Raw genomic sequence first — 19,026 nt, forward strand, 5'->3', positions numbered from 1 at the left:
GGTCTCTCTTGCCGTACAGCCTGGAAGTAACAGGCATAAGACGGAAGCTAGAAGTGCAGCCTTAATGTCGCGATTGATGGCAATCATTTTGAATTCCGTATGCCAGTTGTGCTGAGGCGACGCATATTTCGTTCGGTCAGTCAGTCGACTCGATCGGAGCGAATTTGATCCAATCGAACGCCATGCCGAATCCAGAAGAGTGATTGTCGACCGGAAGCAGGAAGGTGGCCCTGTTGTTGCCATCCTTCAGGAAGGACGAGGGCAATTCTCCATAAAACTCATTGGAAGTGATCCAGCGGACCGGGACCACATGGCCGTTCACTGAAATCGCGAGCTTCTCAGGGTGTATGCCGGGGGCGATGGACATGACCTTTCCCCGTACTCGATAAACCCGGCCAGTTGGTTTTAGCTTGAATTGAAGCCATGGATTCTCAACGACGGTCCACGAGAATGAAGCATGTTCCATACGTCCTTCATGTTGCCACTGGGCATCCTGCCATCCGCGTCCCGGCGCAGGCACGTCCAAATTCCACCAGCGGCCGAAATCCCACCTAAAGCCTGCCTCCCGTTCCCTGTGGCGGAACTGATCGAAAGCCAGAGGCCAGGGAGACGGCGCGAGCATGGCGCGATAGCGCCGCGAAACGGCGTCGTTGCGCAACGAAAGCTCGTCTTTACGCGCACCACTTAGCGGTACAACGCCCTCTTCGGGAATGCGCACGATCTGCGTCCTGCTCTTGTCTGCGCGATACAGAACGCTTTGCGGCGGCGACTTATAGTCTGGTCCATCAATGGCTGGGCCTGAACTGAACTCCCAGTGGTCAGGGTATTCTGCGCATCGGCCGGTGCGGCCTCTTTCATCTGCGTGTTGCCAGTCGTTCTCAGGTTGATTGCAGATCTGTACCACGTCGATCGGCTTGCCGTACAAATAGGTTAGCGCGTTCATCATGTTTTCCCGGAGCATCCACACGCTGTTGATAAGGTGGGAGCCGTCGAGAATGAGAAGATCGCGGTCGTTGGCGATATCCGGCAGGCTTACAGCCACGTCCTGGAGGACTTTGCGTTCTGTATCAGAAATCTGTGAGTAGTGATGGAACTGGAACATTTGTGCCGCCATGCCCAGTACGATCAATACGGTGCCGAACAACATTGCCAGGGTTCGACGGGCTCCAGAAAACAGCATGACCAGAGCCACCGTGGCCAATGCTCCGCCTGGAGTCGCGAAGAGGAAGGTGCGTTGACTGATGCTGGTATGCGCGGGTGATGCAAGAAAGGGAAGATAGCCGACGGCGGCAAATGCCACGCCGGTAACGAGCACCCGTAGCGACCAACGCACGCCGATTTGCTTTTCCGGGGTTGGTGCGGAAAAGGGTTCGCGTATGTAGCGGAGCAGAGCCAACGCCATCAACGCAATGGCCGACAGGTACCAGAAGCTGCGGTACTCGACGAAGAGAATCCTTCCGGCGTCGATCCAACCGCCCACTACGCTTCGGCCGATGCCCGTGTAAAACATCACCAGGGCGCGCTCTTTAAGCAGGGCAATGCCACCGGCCTGGCTCTCTAACAGATGCCCTTGGTAGGTCGAGCCAGTCTTGGCAACGTAGTAGATGTAGGCTAAACAAGCCAATATGCCTATGCACCAGACCAGTGAAACATACCAACGACGGAGGGGAAGTCTGACCGTCTCCACCAATCCGAATCGGCACCAGAGCAACAGCAGAGGCAAGATGGCGTATGCCAATGCCACTTCATAGATCAGCGTGGCAACAACCAACATTGCGGTAGACACAAGCGATACCAAGATCGCCCTGCCCTTGCCCATCAATTGACTTCCATATGCATGCACTATCCCTGTCACGCCGGCAAATGCCAGCAAGACAGACCAGTTGATATGGAAGGAGCGGAACGACAGCTGCATTGTATCTGCGGGATAAATGACCACCAGCAGCGCCAACAACACGGCATAGAGCCGCGAGCGCAGCAGCCACCACCCCAGGATTCCGCCGCAAACACCCTTCAACACCAAGGCCAGCATCTGCAACAGATGCATGGCGAAAAAGGAGTTTGGCGATAGTTGGTACGCGATCGCATTCGGCAACAGCATGAGGGGCCGCATGCGGTGGCTGGGAAGCGGCCCACCCTCACCAACCACGTAGAACACGCCGTGGCGAGTGAACAGGTTCAGAAGATCCCATTCCTCGATATGTCCCATCATGTTGAAGCCGAAGGGAAGCCAAAGCAGCATGACGATCGCTGTGGAGCAAGCGATGAACAACATGGTGCGCTGGGAAGCGTCGTTGCGGATTAGGGGATTGGACATTCGATGGCTTGTTTGGTTGCAGTTGCGGCGTAGGTTGGATTTAGACGTGATCGCGACGTCGGTCCCGGTTGAACACCCAGAAATTCATCACGAGAAACACCACGACAGGCACGACGACGGCCGAGAACGCAATGCCCCACGCGTAATGCAAGTGCAGACTGTTCACAGCCACGCCCATCCCGATGATGGACAAGGCGAGGTTGAAGCTGTGCAGCAAAATGAAGCGCAAGCCTTCCGAACTCAGATGACCAGAGGACACGAACGTGAAGCTGCGGTGCGCGACGAAATTGATTGGCACCAACACCAGGTAGCAGAGCGCCGTGGCCATGGTTGGCTGCATGCCAAGCTTTGATACAGCCACCCAGGTAAGCACACTGAAGGCGACGGTACTGGCGCCACCAACGATGCAAAAGCGCAGAAAGCGTGCGGCCAGGGCGCGATGGCGCTGTGATATCACTTCACGGTCTCTTGCTCTTGGCCTACGTTGAGCTGTTGGCCCTTTATGTATTGGGGACGATTGCTGACGTTGAGCAGCACGCGCCCTACGTACTCGCCCACCACGCCCAGCGCGAGTAGCTGGATGCCGCCCATGATCAATACCGCAACGATCAATGACGTCCAGCCGATGACGGTGTGCGGCCAAAGCAGCTTCTGCAGGATCAGCACGATGGCGCACAGAAAGCCGAGGCCGGATGAGACGATTCCTGTCAGCGACGCTACCCGTAATGGTGTGATCGAGAAGCTTGTCGCCATCTGCATCCACAGTGAGATCGACTTGCGCAGGCTGTATCCAGACTTGCCGTCGCTTCGGGCGTGGTGCTCCGCTTCAATGGTGGTGATATTGCTGGTGCTCTGAACGATAAGGCCATCGACATAGACGAACGGGCCGCCGTAGCGCAATATCTCGTCACGAACTTCGCTGATCAAGCCGCGGAATGGCGAAAGATACAGCCCGCGAGGTTTGGCGAGCAGCCACGACGCCATGCGGTCATTGAACTGGCTGCCGAGGCGCTTCCAGAGAGCGTGCCGCCGGCTTTTGAACTGCACGTAGCAAACATCGGCTCCACTTCGCAGCTCCGCCACGACGCGCCCGATGTCGGACGGCGAGTGCTGCAGATCGTCATCCATGGTGACGATGTAGCGGCCGCGTGCCACACCGAATCCAGCCATCAATGCATTGTGCTGCCCCGCGTTCTTGCGCAGGCGGACTCCCTTCAACCAGGGCCGGGAGGTGCACAGCCCTGTTATGACCTGCCAGGAGTTATCCGGGCTGCAGTCGTACACCAGTACGACTTCGAACTTGTCGGTGAGCGCAGTCAGCGACTCCTCGAGTTTCTCGACAAGCGTGGGCAGGATGGTCGCGCTGCCATAGACCGGGATGACGACGGAAATATCAGGTTGCATCGCTCGTTCCGTAGTATTTGCGAATCAGCCTGGCGATGTATCCGGGAGAGGAATCAATGCCGATGGCGGTTGCATAACGAACAAATGGCGCCGGATCAGGCATGGCACCGCCGCCACGGTCCACAAAGTCGATGCTTGCCTTCTTGCCCAGCGTGGCCTCCAGCATCGAGACCAGCTCGAGCAGGGTGACATTTTCTGGCGGAGCCAGATCCAGCACGGCATTGGTTTCGAGGCGGCGCTCCACCAGATGAAGGGTCACTCGGGCAACATCTTCTACGTCGATCAGGCAGCGCACTGCCTTGACCCAGATGCGTAGCGGCTCCGCATTGCGAATACCACTGGCAAGGTAATTGGACAGGGTGTGTGGATTGTCAGTGCGTCCCACGACTTGAGGCAGGCGCAGGATCAGATACTCGTCGCGTTCCGCAATCAGCCGTTCCATTCTCAGCTTGTGGCGGACGTAATGGGTTTCCGCGCGGTCGGGGTCTGTCACGCTGCACGTGCTGAAGTACACGAACCGGCCCCGCGCCTCGTCCAGAGCCTTGACCAGCAGACGGGCTTCCCTTTCAAATGCCGCCGGATCGGTCTCGGATGAATTGGACACCCCGGAGGCGAATACCGTGGCGTTGAGCTCAGCGAGCCTATCTGCTGCGAAGGATCTGGCCAGCAGGCCATTACCGATGATCACTTAATTACCAATTCCCATTTATCGACGTTGTCCTTATGCAGCGCTGGACAACTACAAGGCCGCCGACGCCATACGATCGTCCCGGGCCAACACTTGCTTCGGCCGCGGCGTGTCCCCATCAGGCATGCAAGCGGCGAAGAGTGGCGCCGCCACGCTGACGGCGCAGTATACCGTCAGCCGTGGCGGCCATCGTAATCTTGAGAGTAGCCGTTAGCCCAAGGCCTGTTCCAGCTCCGGCAACAGCGTGAACAAATCCCCCACCAACCCGATATCGGCAATCTCGAAGATCGGCGACTCCGGGTCCTTGTTGATCGCCACGATCGTGCCGGCGTCCTTGATGCCGGTCAGATGCTGGATCGCCCCGCTGATGCCGATCGCCACGTACAGCTCGGGGGCGATGATCTTGCCGGTCTGGCCGACCTGCAGTTCGTTGGGCACGTAGCCGGCGTCCACGGCGGCACGCGAGGCGCCCACGGCGGCGCCGAGCTTGTCGGCCAGGCTGTAGATGTGCTGGAAGTTCTCGGCCGAGCCGACGCCGCGGCCGCCGGAGACCACGCGCTTGGCGCTCTGCAGGTCGGGGCGGTCGGAGCTGCCTGCGGCCAGCCCCAAGAAGCGGGTGTGGGTCGGCAGCGCGGCATCCACAGCGACGGACTCGATCGTTGCGCTGCCACCGGCTGCCGCCTCCGGCCAGGAGGCGCTGCGCACGGTTGCGACCACGACCTGGTCGGCCGGTGCCTTCACCGTGATGATCGCATTGCCGGCGTAGATCGGGCGCTTGAAGGTGTAGGCATCTTCGACCGTCATCAGGTCCGAGACCTGGTTGACGCCCAGCAGCGCGGCCACCACCGGCATCAGGTCCTTGCCGAAGGTGGTCGAGGGGCCGAACACATGGGTGTAGCCCTGGCCGGCGAGCTGGGCAATCTGCGGCCCCAGGACCTGCGCGATGGCATGTTCGTTGGCGGCGTTTGCCACCGTCAGTACGCGGGCAACACCCGCCAGCTGCGCGGCCTGGGTCGCAACCGCGGCTGGGTCGGCCGCCAGCACGACGACGTCGATGGCCTCGGCCGACACGGCCAGCGCGGCGCTCAGGGTCTTGGCGGTGGCCGCGTTGAGCTGGCCGTTGAGATGTTCGGCAACGATGAGAACCTTGGCCATTACAGCAACCCCTTCTGCTTGAGTGCGGCCACCAGTTCGGCGGCATCCTTGACCATCACCCCGCGGCTACGCTTGGACGGCGGCGCATAGTGGGTGGTGCTGAGGCTGTCGTGCGCAGCGATGCCAAGATCGGCAAATGCCAGCGTTTCCAGCGGCTTGCTCTTGGCTTTCATGATGTCCGGCAGCTTGATGAAGCGCGGCTCGTTCAGGCGCAGATCGGTGGTGATCACCGCCGGCAGGTCCACTTCCAGCGTTTCCAGGCCTGCGTCCACCTCGCGGGTCACCGTGGCCTTGCCATCGGCGACCACCAGCTTGCCGGCGAAGGTCGCCTGTGGGCGCCCCCACAACGTGGCGAGCATCTGACCGGTCTGGTTGGCGTCGTCGTCGATCGCCTGCTTGCCCAGGATGACCAGGTCCGGCTGTTCCTTTTCGACCAGCTTGAGCAGGGTGCGCGCGGCGGTCAGCGGCTGGATCGCCGCGTCGGTGACCACGTGGATGGCGCGGTTGGCGCCCATGGCAAGCCCGTTGCGCAGATGCGCGGCCGCATCGGCCGGCGCCAGGGTGGCGACCACCACCTCGGTGGCGATGCCGGCGTCGCGCAGGCGCAGCGCCTCTTCCAGGGCGATTTCGTCGAACGGGTTCGGCGAGAGCTTGACGCCGTCGGTGACCACACCGGAGCCATCGGGCTTGACCTGAATGCGGACGTTGTAGTCCACCACGCGCTTGTAGGCGACGAGGATTTTCATCGTGTACGAGATCCTTCAGCTGTTGCGGGAAGGCCCGGCCGCGGCGGCAGGCTCGGGAGTGGGGCCATTCTAACCGGGCAAGCAGTACCATGCGATGGCGTATGGATGTTGCGGCGCAACAGTTCCGCGCAGTTGTTCGGGCAATGCTTAGGCCCGGTATTGCCCGGACCGTATATCCTGTGTGGTTTGAAAATGCGGCGCCGCGCGCGCGCGACCAGGAGGGGTAGACAGTGGCGACTTGGCTAGTAACCGGCGGGGCCGGCTTTATCGGCGGAAATTTTGTTCTTGAGGCAGTCGCGCGCGGGGTCCGCGTGATCAATCTCGACGCGCTCACCTATGCGGGGAACCTGAACACGCTGGCGTCGCTGGAGGGCAATGCCGACCATGTCTTCGTCAAGGGCGACATCGGTGACGGCGCGCTGGTGACCCGGCTGCTGCAGGAACATCAACCGGATGCGGTGCTGAACTTCGCTGCCGAAAGCCATGTGGATCGCTCGATCGAAGGCCCCGGCGCGTTCATCCAGACCAACGTGGTCGGCACCCTGGCCTTGCTCGAGGCCGTGCGCGATTACTGGAAAGCGCTGCCGGACGCGCGCCGCGAGGCCTTTCGGTTCCTGCATGTGTCCACCGACGAGGTCTATGGCACGCTGGGCGAGACCGGCAAGTTCACCGAAACCACGCCGTATGCACCCAATTCCCCGTATTCGGCATCCAAGGCGGCCTCCGATCACCTGGTGCGCGCGTTCCACCACACCTACGGGCTGCCGGTGCTGACCACCAACTGCTCGAACAACTACGGCCCCTACCATTTCCCGGAAAAGCTCATTCCGCTGGTGATCGCCAAGGCGCTGGCCGGCGAGCCGTTGCCGGTGTATGGCGATGGCAAGCAGGTGCGCGACTGGTTGTTCGTCAGCGACCACTGCGAGGCGATCCGCACCGTGCTGGCCAAGGGCAAGGTCGGCGAGACCTACAACGTGGGCGGCAACTCCGAGCGCCAGAACATCGAGGTCGTGCAGGCGATCTGTGCGCTGCTGGATCAGCATCGCCCGCGTGCGGACGGCAAGCCACGCGCAAGCCAGATCACCCATGTCACCGATCGCCCCGGACACGATCGTCGCTACGCGATCGATGCCTCCAAGCTGAAGAACGAGCTGGGCTGGGAGCCGGCGTATACCTTCGAGCAGGGCATCGCGCAGACGGTGGCGTGGTACCTGACCAACCAGGCCTGGGTCCAGGGCGTGCTGGATGGCAGCTACCGGCTGGAACGGATCGGCGCCGCGGCCTGACGCGACCCCCTAGCAAGCGCCCGCGCATGTCTGCGTGTGCGGGCCTCAACAGGACACCCTGATGACACAACGTAAAGGCATCATTCTGGCGGGCGGCTCCGGCACGCGCCTGTACCCGATCACTAAGGGCGTCAGCAAGCAGCTGTTGCCGGTGTACGACAAGCCGATGATCTACTACCCGCTGAGCGTGCTGATGCTCGCGGGCATCCGCGACATCCTGATCATCAACACCCCACACGAGCAGGCGCTGTTCCAGTCGCTGCTGGGCGACGGTTCCCAGTGGGGCGTCAATCTCCAGTATGCCGTGCAGCCCAGCCCTGACGGCCTGGCGCAGGCCTATCTGATCGGTCGCGAGTTCATCGACGGCAAGCCGAGCTGCCTGGTGCTGGGCGACAATATCTTCCATGGGCATGGTCTGACCGACACCTTGCGCCGCGCCGATGCGCGCGAGCAGGGTGCCACCGTCTTCGGTTACTGGGTCAACGATCCCGAACGCTACGGCGTTGCCGAATTCGATCAGCAAGGCAAGGTCATCGACATTGCCGAAAAGCCGGCAAAGCCCCGTTCCAACTACGCGGTCACCGGCTTGTATTTCTACGACGGCCAGGCCAGCGACTACGCGGCTGCCTTGAAGCCCTCGCCGCGCGGCGAGCTGGAGATCACCGATCTCAATCGCTGCTATCTCGAAGCCGGCAACCTGCACCTGGAGCCACTGGGGCGCGGGTATGCATGGCTGGATACCGGGACGCACCAGTCATTGCACGAAGCGGCCAATTTCATCGAGACCATCCAGATGCGCCAGGGTCTGCAGGTGTGCTGCCCGGAGGAAATCGCATTTGGCCAGGGCTGGATCGATGCCGAGCAGCTGGAGCGCCTGGCGGCGCCGTTGTTGAAGAATGACTACGGCAAGTATCTGACTGCATTAGCCAAGCGTGGGGTCGTCCATTGAACGTGATCGAAACGACATTGCCCGGCTGCGTCGTCATCGAGCCTGCGGTCTTCGGCGATGAGCGCGGTCAGTTCTTCGAAACATGGAATGCAGAGCGCTTCGGGCAGCATGGGCTGCCGACGAGTTTTGTGCAAAGTAACGTCTCCACGTCCACCAGGGGCGTGCTGCGCGGTCTGCATTACCAGTGGCCTCGGCCACAGGGCAAGCTGGTGAGCGTGCTTGAAGGTGAGGTCTACGACGTTGCGGTGGATATCCGCGCCGGTTCTCCCCACTTCGGGCGTTGGACCGCCGTTTTACTGAGCGCAGAAAACCGACGCCAGGTCTGGATACCTGAAGGCTTTGCACATGGCTTTGCAGTGCTTTCAGAGAAAGCGTTGTTCAGTTATCTGTGCACCGACGTGTACGTCAAGGAAGCGGATGCAGGCGTGCGTTGGAACGATGCGGCGATCGGTATCGATTGGCCGATCAGCGATCCATTGCTGTCGGCCAAGGACGCCAAGGCGCCGTTCCTGGATGAGGTGCCAGCCGACCGACTGCCGGTGTATATGCCGTGACCACGTTGGTGTTTGGTGCGAACGGGCAGGTGGGTGCGGAACTGTTGCGCGCATTGGCCGCCGATGGCTCGGTGCAGGCAACGACACGCAGTGGTCAGCTGCCTGACGGCAGCGCCTGCGAGACGGCGGACTTCGACGCACCGCAAACGCTAACTGCCTTGCTGGACCGGGTTTCCCCGTCGCATGTGGTCAATGCCGCCGCCTATACCGCGGTGGATCGCGCCGAGCAGGATCGCGCCAGCGCATTGCGTGTCAATGCAACCTCGCCTGGCGTCATCGCCGCCTGGTGCGCATCCCGTGACGTACCGCTGGTGCACTACTCGACCGACTACGTCTTCGACGGTCGGGGTACCGCACCGTATCCCGAAGACGCGCCGACCTCGCCGCTGGGCGTGTATGGCGAGACCAAGCTTGCGGGTGAGCAGGCCATCCGTGCTTCCGGCGCGCAGCATCTGATCCTGCGCACCGCATGGGTGTATGCCTCGCATGGCGCGAATTTCCTGCGCACCATGTTGCGTGTGGGTGCCGAGCGCGATGAGCTGCGGGTAGTGGCCGACCAGGTCGGAACACCGACGCCCGCGGCCCTGATCGCCGATGTCACTGCGCAGTTGCTGCGCCAACGCAGACCAGACACCTCGGGGACATGGCACCTCACGGCTACGGGGCAGACCAGCTGGCATGGCTTTGCCGAGGCGATCTTCCAGGAGGCGGTCAGCGCAGGCCTGTTGTCGCGCGCGCCGCGTGTGGTGCCCATCACGACCGCCGACTACCCGACGCCCGCACAGCGGCCGGCATATTCGCGGCTGTCGATCGACAAACTGCAGCGCGATTTCGACATCGTGTTGCCGGACTGGCAAGTCGGCCTGCAGCGCGTGATTGCCGAAATCGCCGCTGCCAGGCACTAGATACGCGACTCTGGCCGGTGGCGATATTTCCGCCGACGCATTCAAGCCGCAAACGCAAACAGCCGGGAATCCCCGGCTGTTTGCTTATGTACTGCAGAATCCCGAAAGCGACCGATCAGGTACGCCCGTAGGTATCTTCGAAACGCACGATGTCGTCTTCGCCCAGATAGCTGCCGGACTGCACTTCGATCAGTTCCAGCGGCAATTTGCCCGGATTGCGCAGGCGATGGGTCACGCCAAGCGGAATATAGGTACTCTGGTTCTCGGTGAGCAACAGCACCTCTTCGCCACGCGTGACTTCTGCGGTGCCGCTGACGACGATCCAGTGTTCGGCGCGGTGGTGATGCATCTGCAGGCTGAGCACGGCACCGGGCTTGACGGTGATGCGCTTGACCTGGTGACGGTGACCCATGTCGATCGAATCGTAAGCACCCCACGGACGATAGACCTTGCGATGCCAGGTCGCCTCGGAGCGACCGTCGGCCTTGATCCGGCCGACCACATCCTTCACTTCCTGGATGCGGTCGCGGTGACCGACCAGAACGGCGTCTGGCGTTTCCACCACAACCACGTCTTCCAGGCCGACCATGGCGATCAGGCGCGAGCCATACGCATAGGTGTTCTTGCAGTCCAGCTGGATGACATCGCCGTGGTGTGCATTGCCCTGGCCGTCCTGTTCGGAGACGTCCAGCAGCGACGACCACGAACCGACATCGTTCCAGCCGGCATCCAGCGGCACCACCACTGCATCGGCAGTCTTTTCCATCACCGCATAGTCGATCGAATCCGATGGGCTGGAGGCGAACGCGTCCTTGTCCAGACGGGTGAAGTCGGCATCGCGCTTGCCGCCTTCCCACGCCTTCTGGCAGGCATCGGCAATGGCCGGCTGGAACTTGCGCAGTTCTTCCAGGTAGCGCGAGGCACGGAACAGGAACATGCCGCTGTTCCAGTAATACTCGCCGCTGGCCAGATACCCCTGCGCGGTGGCCAGGTCGGGCTTTTCGACGAAGCGCTCGACCGCAGTGGCGCCGGTGCCGGCACCGGCCTTGATGTAGCCATAACCGGTTTCAGGCGCGGTCGGCTTGATGCCGAAGGTGACCAGCTTGCCCTGCTCTGCGGCGGCGGCTGCGACGGTGACTGCCGCCTGGAAAGCAGCCTCGTCACGAATGACATGGTCCGAAGGAAGCACCAGCAGCAGCGGATCACCACCGTTACGGGTGGCTTCCAGCGCAGCGACGGCAATTGCCGGGGCAGTATTGCGTCCCTTGGGCTCGAGCAGGATGGCCGACGGCTTCACGCCCAGCTGCTGCAACTGCTCGGCGGCCATGAAGCGATGCTCTTCGTTGGCCACCACGATGGGGGCGTGTGCCGCCACCGGAGCAGAACGCAACCAGGTGGCCTGCAGCATGCTGTGCTCGCCGACCAGCGGCAGGAACTGCTTGGGATAGGATTCGCGCGACAACGGCCAAAGGCGCGTGCCGGAACCGCCGGACAGAATAATCGGAAGGACATCGCTCATGAGCGGGGGAAACTCCAATGCGTCAAAGTGGGGGACGATGTTAAATCAGCCGCGCAGCAGGTTGGAAATTTCCTGCGTACGCGTTTCCAGCAGTGCGGCGTCGCCGCGCGTTTCCACGTTCAGACGCAGCAGCGGCTCGGTATTGGAGCTGCGCAGGTTGAAGCGCCATTGGCCGAAATCGGCACTGATGCCGTCGGTGTAGTCCAGTTCCGGCGACTGGTCGCCGTAGTGCTCCATCACGCGGGCAACCGCCGCCTTGGCATCGTCCACCTTGAAGTTGATCTCGCCGCTGCAGGGGAATTTCTGCATGCGCGCTTCGACCAGATCCGCCAGCGAACGACCCGACTGCGACACCAGCTCGGCGATCAACAGCCACGGAATCATGCCGGAGTCGGCATAGGCGAACTCACGGAAATAATGGTGCGCGCTCATCTCGCCGCCATAGACGGCATTTTCGCTGCGCATCTTTTCCTTGATGAAGGCATGGCCGCTCTTGCACAACACCGGAATACCGCCGGCGTCCTCGACCATCTCGACGGTGTTCCAGGTCAGGCGCGGGTCGTGCACGACCTTGCCGCCGGGCTGCTTGGCCAGGATCGCCTGCGCCAGCAGGCCGACCAGGTAATAGCCTTCGATGAAGCGGCCGGTGTGATCGAAGAAGAAGCAGCGATCGAAGTCGCCATCCCAGGCAATACCGAAATCGGCGCCGTGTTCCTTGACCGCCCTGGCCGTGGCGTCGCGGTTTTCCGGCAACAATGGGTTGGGAATGCCATTGGGGAAGTTGCCATCGGGTTCGTGGAAGACGCGGACGAACTCGAACGGCAGCTGCGGTGCAAGCAGGTCGACGATCAGGCCGGCGCCGCCGTTGCCGGCGTTGACCACCAACTTGAGCGGCTTGAGCGTGCTGCGGTCCACGTAGCTGAGCAGATGCTCCAGGTAGGCCGTCTTGTCGGTGCGGCTGTGCTCGCTTGCGGTGGGCTCGCCGGGGGCGGCGGTGTCGGCAGCGACGGTGTCGCGAATCGCGAACAGGCCGGTGTCGGAACTGATCGGCCGCGCCTGCTCGCGCACCAGCTTCATGCCGTTGTAGTCCATCGGGTTATGGCTGGCCGTGACCATCACGCCGCCAGCCGCCTTGAGGTGATCGGTCTGGAAATAGACCTCCTCGGTGCCGCACAGGCCGATGTCGATCACTTCGCGGCCGCTGGCGCGCAGGCCGGCCGAGAGCGCTTCCTGCAGGCCGGGGCTGGCCAGGCGCACGTCGTGGCCCAGGACCACCGGCCCTTGCTCCAGCTGCGCCGCCAATGCCACGCCGATGCGGCGCGCCAAGTCCTCGTTGAGTTCATCCGGCACGCGGCCGCGAATGTCGTAGGCCTTGAAGGCGGGTAGCGTCATGGGCAATTCCTGGGGTGGGGGAAATCCCGAGTTTAGCGGCTGCGCCGTGTCTTGGGTGTGGCGGAATTGCGATCGGGGACAGGGAACAGTCAGCGGCTAGAATGGCCGCTTCACATCAGCGAGGCGAGGGCGGTGATGAGCAATGGTGGGCGTGGTGCGGCAAGCGGCAAACGCTATGCCGATGCCGGGGCGGCGCTGGATGGGGTGCTGGCCGATGGCCAGACCCTGGCGGTCGGCGGCTTTGGCCTGTGCGGAATTCCGGAGGCGCTGATTGCAGCGGTGCGCGAGAGCGGGGTCGGCGGGCTGACCGTGATTTCCAACAACGCCGGCGTCGATGGATTCGGGCTGGGCCAATTATTGGCCACCCGGCAGATCCGCAAGATGATTTCGTCCTACGTGGGCGAAAACAAGGAATTCGAGCGGCAGTATCTGGCCGGCGAACTCGAGCTGGAGTTCAACCCGCAAGGCACGCTGGCCGAGCGTCTGCGGGCGGGCGGTGCGGGAATCCCCGCGTTCTACACCACAACCGGCTACGGCACCATCGTCGCCCAGGGCAAGGAAACCCGCGAATTCGACGGCAAACAGTACGTGATGGAAACCGCGCTGCAGGCCGATGTCGCGCTGGTCAAGGCCTGGCGTGCGGACACGGCCGGCAATCTGGTGTTCCGCAAGACCGCGCGCAACTTCAACCCGGCCTGTGCCATGGCCGGTCGCGTCTGCGTTGCCGAGGTCGAGGAGATCGTCGAGGTGGGCGCGATCGATCCGGACCAGGTGCATCTGCCCGGCATCTATGTCGACCGGCTGGTGCTCAACGCCACGCCGGAAAAACGCATCGAACAGCGCACCGTGCGCGAAGGACAGCACTGATGGCCTGGACCAGGGACCAGATGGCCGCACGTGCGGCGCGCGAATTGACTGATGGCGCCTACGTCAACCTGGGCATCGGCCTGCCGACGCTGGTGGCCAATCACATTCCCGATGGCATGGACGTCTGGCTGCAATCGGAAAACGGCCTGCTCGGCATCGGCCCGTTTCCCACCGAGGACGAGGTGGATGCGGACCTGATCAATGCCGGCAAGCAGACGGTGACCGCGCGTGCCGGTGCCAGTTATTTCGGCAGCCACGACTCATTTGCGATGATCCGCGGCGGGCACATCGATCTGGCGATTCTCGGTGCGATGCAGGTCACCGACCGCGGCGACCTGGCCAACTGGATGGTGCCCGGCAAGATGGTCAAGGGCATGGGTGGCGCAATGGACCTGGTGGCCGGCGTCAAGCGCGTGGTGGTGCTGATGGAACACGTCGCCAAGGACGGCAGCCACAAGATCCTGCCCGAATGCGATCTGCCATTGACCGGCGTCGGCGTGGTCGATCGCATCATCACCGACCTGGCGGTATTGGATGTTACCGATGGCGGGCTGGTGCTGGTGGAGGCGGCCGATGGGGTAGAACTGGAGGAGTTGCGCCAGAAGACCGGCGTGGCACTTCTGACGCCTCAACCGTGAGGCCAGGCCGGATGGCCGTCAGGTCATCCGGCTCGAACCGATCCGCGTCCGGTGAAACGGTCGTCGAGTTGCAGATCCGCCAGCCACGGCGCCTGCCAGCGTCCGGAGCCGACGCACTGCAGCGGGATCTGGACCGCGGCTCGATCGAAGTCCAGCAGATGGCTTTCGTCCTGCGCAACCTTGCAAACGTCTGCAATGAACGCCAATGCACCTTCATGCACCTGCGCGATCGTCGCCCATTGCGCTGGCGACAGCTCCGCACTGGCGTAGACCGCAGTCGGAACGTTGGTGGCGTCTGCAAAATAGGAAAACTGCGGCGAAGGAGCGGTGAGAAGTGTCTCCAGAAGCAGGTCATGGCGCAGGATCGTCGACTGCTCCGGACCACCTTCGGTACGGCCATCAAAATAGCGGGCGGCGGCCCAACTCTGGGCAGCGATCTTCGTGGCGCGCCCGTTCAGTGCAAAATACGCGCCACCCAGTGGCTGCCCGGTCAATCGCGTGAGGTTGGCCTGGATGGTGCCGGAGTACCCTATGTCGGCCACCATGGCGGCACCGTCGCCTGCGGTCGCCGTCCAGTAACGCAGGTAGGCCGTCCTTTCAGTTTCGGCAAGCGCCAGCAGGTCATTGATCGCTGGGGCAATGAGTTGCAGCAGCTCGGCATGCATCTCCGGCAGGTAGACATCGCGTTGCATGACCGGGCGCCCCAGGCGACGTTCCAGAACAGCTGCGGCAGCATCTCCCAGGCGCGCCTGTATCAGGCCGCTCAACGTGCCGGTGTAGGTGCTGTCCAGCAGCACTGCAAGATCATTCGGCGCATGCAGCGAGGGTGTTCCGGTTCCCCGCCGAGATGCCAGCAGATACTTGCCCTGAAGCTGCTGCAGCGAAGGCGAGGTTTGCCTTACTAGCTGAAAACCCTGCTCCAGCAGGTGGCCTTCTCGGCTCAAAAACAGGATTGTTTCGATATTGGCTTGCTTCGCCATGCGGATCAGCCAGGCGAGATAATCGAAGATCAGCGGGCCGATGACCACGTAGCCGAGAGATGCCGGTGAAAGAATCGGCAGCGGCATCAAGGTTTCCGGGTGCCGGTCGGCAAGATCGGCGAACCGGTTGGCCAATAGGCCAAGCCACAACTGGTCCTGCCACCGCGTTGCGTCACCGGACGGCAGTCTGAGCGGGCGCAATGCGGGGACCACCTCAAACAGCGCGGATGGGCGAAGCACGTGCACCGGCGTCAACAGCTTGTGCATCTGTGGACGCTGGACATCTGCATGTTCGTTGTCGCCGACATGCAGCCAGTGCGATGTCTCGATGTTTTCGATGCCTGGCAGTTCCTTCCAGGCGCTGTCAGCATCCTTGCGCCAGCCCGTCTCGCACGACACATACCAGGCAGCTGGCAACGCGCTGACGTCGGCCGGCAGGACCTGCTGCAGCAACGTGCTATCCAGATACATGTCCGAAAGCGCAACCAGGCGGATGCCACGTTGTTGCAGGTGCGCCGCCGCTGCGATCACGCCTCGCCGTGGTTGCAGCAATCTGGCTTCCAGCGCCACTTCCAGTGCCTGCAAGGCACCGATGGGAAGTCCTCCCGCACCGGGCAGGCCAGACAGCGTGGTGTAGATGCTTGATAGATCGACATCGGCGCCACGTTGATGGCGTGCCTTTGCCTCGGCAAGCTCGCGGAGTTCGAGAAAATTTCCGACCCCGAATCGGTCCGCGACCAGATGGGCAAGATAGGCGCGCGCACCCGCCGGAAACAGGAACGGCCTCACTACCAAGGTATCGAAGATATCCAGCGACACCAGCCGAGCTTGAAGAGAGGACAGGGTCAACCGCGTGGCGATCGGTGTTTCGAACGCCGCCTGCCAGTTGCGTCCACCTTCGCCGCTGAGTGCCAGCGTGCCATCTTGCGGCAATATGCCAATCCGATACTGCTGATGGCGCACAACAGCGACGAAGATGCGCTCCACTGCGTGGTGCAGGGTGCCATCGATCTGACCGTGTTCTTCCGGAAAATCCTTGAGTTCCAGATCCAGCGCGTACAACGGCCGCAATGCATCCACCTTCGCCCAGAACATCGATCCGGCAGGAAAATCGATGTACTCCGAGGGACTGATGTCGAATCCAAGTCGCTGGGCAAGCGCGCGACACACGCTGAAATTGCTGAGCCAGGTATGCGCCCACAGCAGCACCCGCTCGTAACTCTCGGGATAGAGCATGCCAAGCCGCGGCTCGGCCTGAAACATTCCCAGGTGCCAGGCGATGCGCTCCGGGCTCCCCATCAGGGATGACACCAGGTAACGGCGCCATTGGCCTTGCTCGCTGCCTGTATACAGCGACTTTTTCGTGTGCAGATGGCCAACGACATCCAATGCCAGGACCTGTTCGCGAAATGTCACCAATAGCGGCGCGATGTCACGGCCACGGTTGGGCACGATGCGGATATCGAGCTTGTCCACCCGCGGCAACCTTGAAAAACGGTCTCGCACTTGGACGGCGGCGGCTTCATCCATCACCGATACCAGCAGGTCGTAGCCCACCGGCATGTGCTGGAGTGACTGTGCGAATTCGTCGATCAGGTCGGGATAGAAGACGTGCAGCATCACGCCAGTCTTGAGCCGCAGCTGCGACAGCGGCGCAGGCGCGACGAAAGGTTCCTGGTCAGACAGGTGATGGACCGCCGGCTGCGTACGCCCGGCCAGTTGCAGCCGCCCCAGCAGGCCGCGTATGCCCAGGGCGCGGATGACCTTGAAGGCCCGTATTGCGACCGTGGCTACGCCGGCGAAACCGCCGCCATGGAGCTCTACCGAGCGACGTGCCGCGGCCAGGAGCTTGGAGAGACTGCCGCTCACGCGGTATGCCGACCGTTGCTCACAGATTCTGGTAGTTCGGGCCCGAACCACCCTCCGGCGTGACCCAGGTGATGATCTCGTACGGGTCCTTGATGTCGCAGGTCTTGCAGTGCACGCAGTTGGCGGCGTTGATCTGCAGGCGCTTGCCGTACGGGCTGCCGGCGTCTGCGACCATTTCGTAGACGTTGGCCGGGCAGAAGCGGGTGCAGGGATTGTCGTATTCCTGTACGCAGCGGGTGGCGCACACGTCGGTATCGAGTACCTTCAGATGCACGGGCTGGTCTTCGTCGTGCTCGGTGGCGGCGAAGTACACCGCCTGCAGCCGGTCGCGCGGAGCGAGCTCGCGCGTGCCGTAGTGGCGCGTGGGTTGCTCGTACTCGCCGATCTTGTGCAATGCCGACCAGTCGGGCTTGTTCTTCAGTGTCCATGGTGAGGCGCCCTTGAGCGCAGTTTCCCAGGCGGCGTTGAGCAGGCCGAACCACAGGCCCTTCTTGAAGCCCGGCTTGATGTTGCGCACCTGCTTGAGCTCGGCCATCGCATCGGAGGCGCGCAACTTGGCGTCGAAGCCTTGCGGCGCCAGCTGCGATTGCACCAGATGCTCGGCCGCCAGCATGCCGCTGCGGATCGCCTGGTGGGTGCCCTTGATCTTGGGCACGTTGAGCAGGCCGGCAGTGTCGCCGATCAACAGGGCGCCCGGCATTTCCACCTTCGGCAGCGACTGCCAGCCGCCGGTGACGATGGCGCGCGCGCCGGCCGAGAGGATGCTGCCGCCTTCCAGCAACGGCTTGATCAGCGCGTGGTTTTTCCATTGCTGGAAGGCTTCCCATGGCTGGTATTGCGGGTCGCTGTAGTCCAGCCCGCTCACATAACCAAGCGCGATCTGGTTGTTGTCCAGGTGATACAGGAAGCTGCCGCCGTAGGTGCGGTTGTCTGCCGGCCAGCCCAGCGTATGCACGATCTTGCCGGGACTGACGCGCCCCTCCGGTACCTGCCACAGTTCCTTGATGCCGATCGAATAGCCCTGCGGGTCGGCGTCGGCGGTGAGGTCGAAGCGCTTGAGCAGGCGCTTGGTGAGGTGCCCGCGTGCGCCTTCGGCCAGCACGGTGACCTTGGCACGGATGTCGATGCCGGCGGTGTAACCGGGCTTGTGCGACCCATCCTTGGCCACGCCCATGTCGCCGATACGTACGCCGATGACCTGGTCGTTGTCGTCGTGCAGCGTTTCGGCAGCGGCAAAGCCCGGGTAAATCTCCACGCCCAATGCTTCGGCCTGCGGCGCCAGCCAGGCGCACATTGCGCCCAGGCTGACGATGAAGTTGCCGTGGTTGCGCATGCCCGGCGGCACCACCGGGAACTTGCGCGCGCTGTCCTTGCCGAGGAACCAGAACTCGTCGTCGGTGGCGGCCACGCAGATCGGCGGCGGGTTGTCGCGCCAGCCCGGCAGCAAGGCATCCAGCGGGCCCGGCTCGATCACCGCGCCGGACAGGATATGCGCACCGATGGTGCTGGATTTTTCGATCACGCAGACGCTGATGGCCGGATCCAGCTGCTTGAGCCGGATCGCAAAAGCCAGCCCGGCCGGGCCGGCGCCGACGGTGACGACGTCGTACTCCATCACGTCGCGCTCGACCGTCTCTGGCGCACTTGCGCCGACTCCTGCTTCCGACATTGCTCCGCTCCCGTTGGCTCGATGGCTACCGCGCATTTTCCGGGATTCGATGTGACGGCGGCAAATCGGATCGATTCATCCGTACCGC

At 62.6% G+C, this 19,026-nt stretch carries 16 protein-coding genes; 6 read left to right on the forward strand and 10 right to left on the reverse strand.

The window, feature by feature from the left end; all coding sequences use genetic code 11:
• Positions 1-136: 136 nt before the first annotated feature.
• From EO174_RS04675 to EO174_RS04700, 6 genes are all read right to left on the reverse strand, one after another.
• Entirely contained in the window at positions 137-2,317 is a 2,181-nt protein-coding gene (locus EO174_RS04675) for a hypothetical protein (protein WP_126942619.1), read from the reverse strand.
• Positions 2,318-2,357: 40 nt separating this feature from the next.
• Positions 2,358-2,774: a GtrA family protein gene (locus EO174_RS04680; protein WP_164739832.1), complete on the reverse strand. Its 417-nt coding sequence runs from the start codon at positions 2,772-2,774 to the stop codon at positions 2,358-2,360.
• A complete protein-coding gene (locus EO174_RS04685) occupies positions 2,771-3,721 on the reverse strand; it encodes a glycosyltransferase family 2 protein (RefSeq protein WP_102580563.1) in 951 nt (316 codons plus the stop codon). The genes EO174_RS04680 and EO174_RS04685 overlap by 4 nt, the downstream gene beginning before the upstream one ends.
• Positions 3,711-4,409, reverse strand: coding sequence for an NAD-dependent epimerase/dehydratase family protein (locus EO174_RS04690; RefSeq protein ID WP_104561987.1), 699 nt, complete (start codon positions 4,407-4,409; stop codon positions 3,711-3,713). The genes EO174_RS04685 and EO174_RS04690 overlap by 11 nt, the downstream gene beginning before the upstream one ends.
• A 210-nt stretch (positions 4,410-4,619) precedes the next feature.
• Positions 4,620-5,564 carry an electron transfer flavoprotein subunit alpha/FixB family protein gene (locus tag EO174_RS04695; RefSeq protein ID WP_126942622.1) on the reverse strand — a complete coding sequence of 315 codons (945 nt, stop codon included), beginning with the start codon at positions 5,562-5,564 and terminating at the stop codon, positions 4,620-4,622.
• Positions 5,564-6,310: an electron transfer flavoprotein subunit beta/FixA family protein gene (locus EO174_RS04700; protein WP_126942625.1), complete on the reverse strand. Its 747-nt coding sequence runs from the start codon at positions 6,308-6,310 to the stop codon at positions 5,564-5,566. The genes EO174_RS04695 and EO174_RS04700 overlap by 1 nt, the downstream gene beginning before the upstream one ends.
• Before the next feature lie 230 nt (positions 6,311-6,540).
• Here EO174_RS04700 and rfbB point away from each other — a divergent pair, with 230 nt between their 5' ends.
• The 4 genes from rfbB to rfbD all read left to right on the forward strand — a co-directional run bounded on the left by rfbB (position 6,541) and on the right by rfbD (position 10,004).
• Entirely contained in the window at positions 6,541-7,596 is a 1,056-nt protein-coding gene (gene rfbB, locus EO174_RS04705) for a dTDP-glucose 4,6-dehydratase (RefSeq protein ID WP_104583291.1), read from the forward strand.
• Between the two features lie 61 nt (positions 7,597-7,657).
• On the forward strand, positions 7,658-8,545 hold the full coding sequence (rfbA, locus tag EO174_RS04710; protein ID WP_104583292.1) for a glucose-1-phosphate thymidylyltransferase RfbA: 888 nt from the start codon (positions 7,658-7,660) through the stop codon (positions 8,543-8,545).
• Entirely contained in the window at positions 8,542-9,099 is a 558-nt protein-coding gene (rfbC, locus tag EO174_RS04715) for a dTDP-4-dehydrorhamnose 3,5-epimerase (RefSeq protein WP_104583293.1), read from the forward strand. The genes rfbA and rfbC overlap by 4 nt, the downstream gene beginning before the upstream one ends.
• Positions 9,096-10,004 (forward strand): dTDP-4-dehydrorhamnose reductase, encoded by a 909-nt coding sequence (rfbD, locus tag EO174_RS04720; RefSeq protein ID WP_126942628.1) that lies wholly within the window; start codon positions 9,096-9,098, stop codon positions 10,002-10,004. Before rfbC ends, rfbD begins: the two co-directional genes overlap by 4 nt.
• 115 nt (positions 10,005-10,119) lie before the next feature.
• On the opposite strand, the gene EO174_RS04725 is transcribed toward rfbD, so the two are convergent.
• Positions 10,120-11,523 (reverse strand): mannose-1-phosphate guanylyltransferase/mannose-6-phosphate isomerase, encoded by a 1,404-nt coding sequence (locus EO174_RS04725; protein ID WP_104535074.1) that lies wholly within the window; start codon positions 11,521-11,523, stop codon positions 10,120-10,122.
• Positions 11,524-11,568: 45 nt separating this feature from the next.
• Positions 11,569-12,915 carry a phosphomannomutase gene (locus EO174_RS04730; RefSeq protein WP_104583295.1) on the reverse strand — a complete coding sequence of 449 codons (1,347 nt, stop codon included), beginning with the start codon at positions 12,913-12,915 and terminating at the stop codon, positions 11,569-11,571.
• Positions 12,916-13,050: 135 nt separating this feature from the next.
• On the opposite strand from EO174_RS04730, the gene EO174_RS04735 reads away from it, so the two are divergent.
• A complete protein-coding gene (locus EO174_RS04735; RefSeq protein WP_126942631.1) occupies positions 13,051-13,782 on the forward strand; it encodes a CoA transferase subunit A in 732 nt (243 codons plus the stop codon).
• Positions 13,782-14,420 (forward strand): CoA transferase subunit B, encoded by a 639-nt coding sequence (locus EO174_RS04740; protein ID WP_126942634.1) that lies wholly within the window; start codon positions 13,782-13,784, stop codon positions 14,418-14,420. The genes EO174_RS04735 and EO174_RS04740 overlap by 1 nt, the downstream gene beginning before the upstream one ends.
• Before the next feature lie 23 nt (positions 14,421-14,443).
• Here EO174_RS04740 and EO174_RS04745 read toward each other — a convergent pair whose 3' ends face one another.
• Both EO174_RS04745 and EO174_RS04750 read right to left on the reverse strand, forming a co-directional pair.
• Positions 14,444-17,179 (reverse strand): rhamnan synthesis F family protein, encoded by a 2,736-nt coding sequence (locus tag EO174_RS04745; protein WP_126942733.1) that lies wholly within the window; start codon positions 17,177-17,179, stop codon positions 14,444-14,446.
• Between the two features lie 109 nt (positions 17,180-17,288).
• Complete coding sequence (locus EO174_RS04750) at positions 17,289-18,938, reverse strand: electron transfer flavoprotein-ubiquinone oxidoreductase (protein WP_126942637.1); 1,650 nt, start codon at positions 18,936-18,938, stop codon at positions 17,289-17,291.
• Positions 18,939-19,026: the final 88 nt, after the last annotated feature.

Origin of the sequence: Xanthomonas sp. BRIP62418 (genome assembly GCF_003993495.1) — a bacterium.
Taxonomy (GTDB): Bacteria; Pseudomonadota; Gammaproteobacteria; order Xanthomonadales; family Xanthomonadaceae; genus Xanthomonas; species Xanthomonas euroxanthea.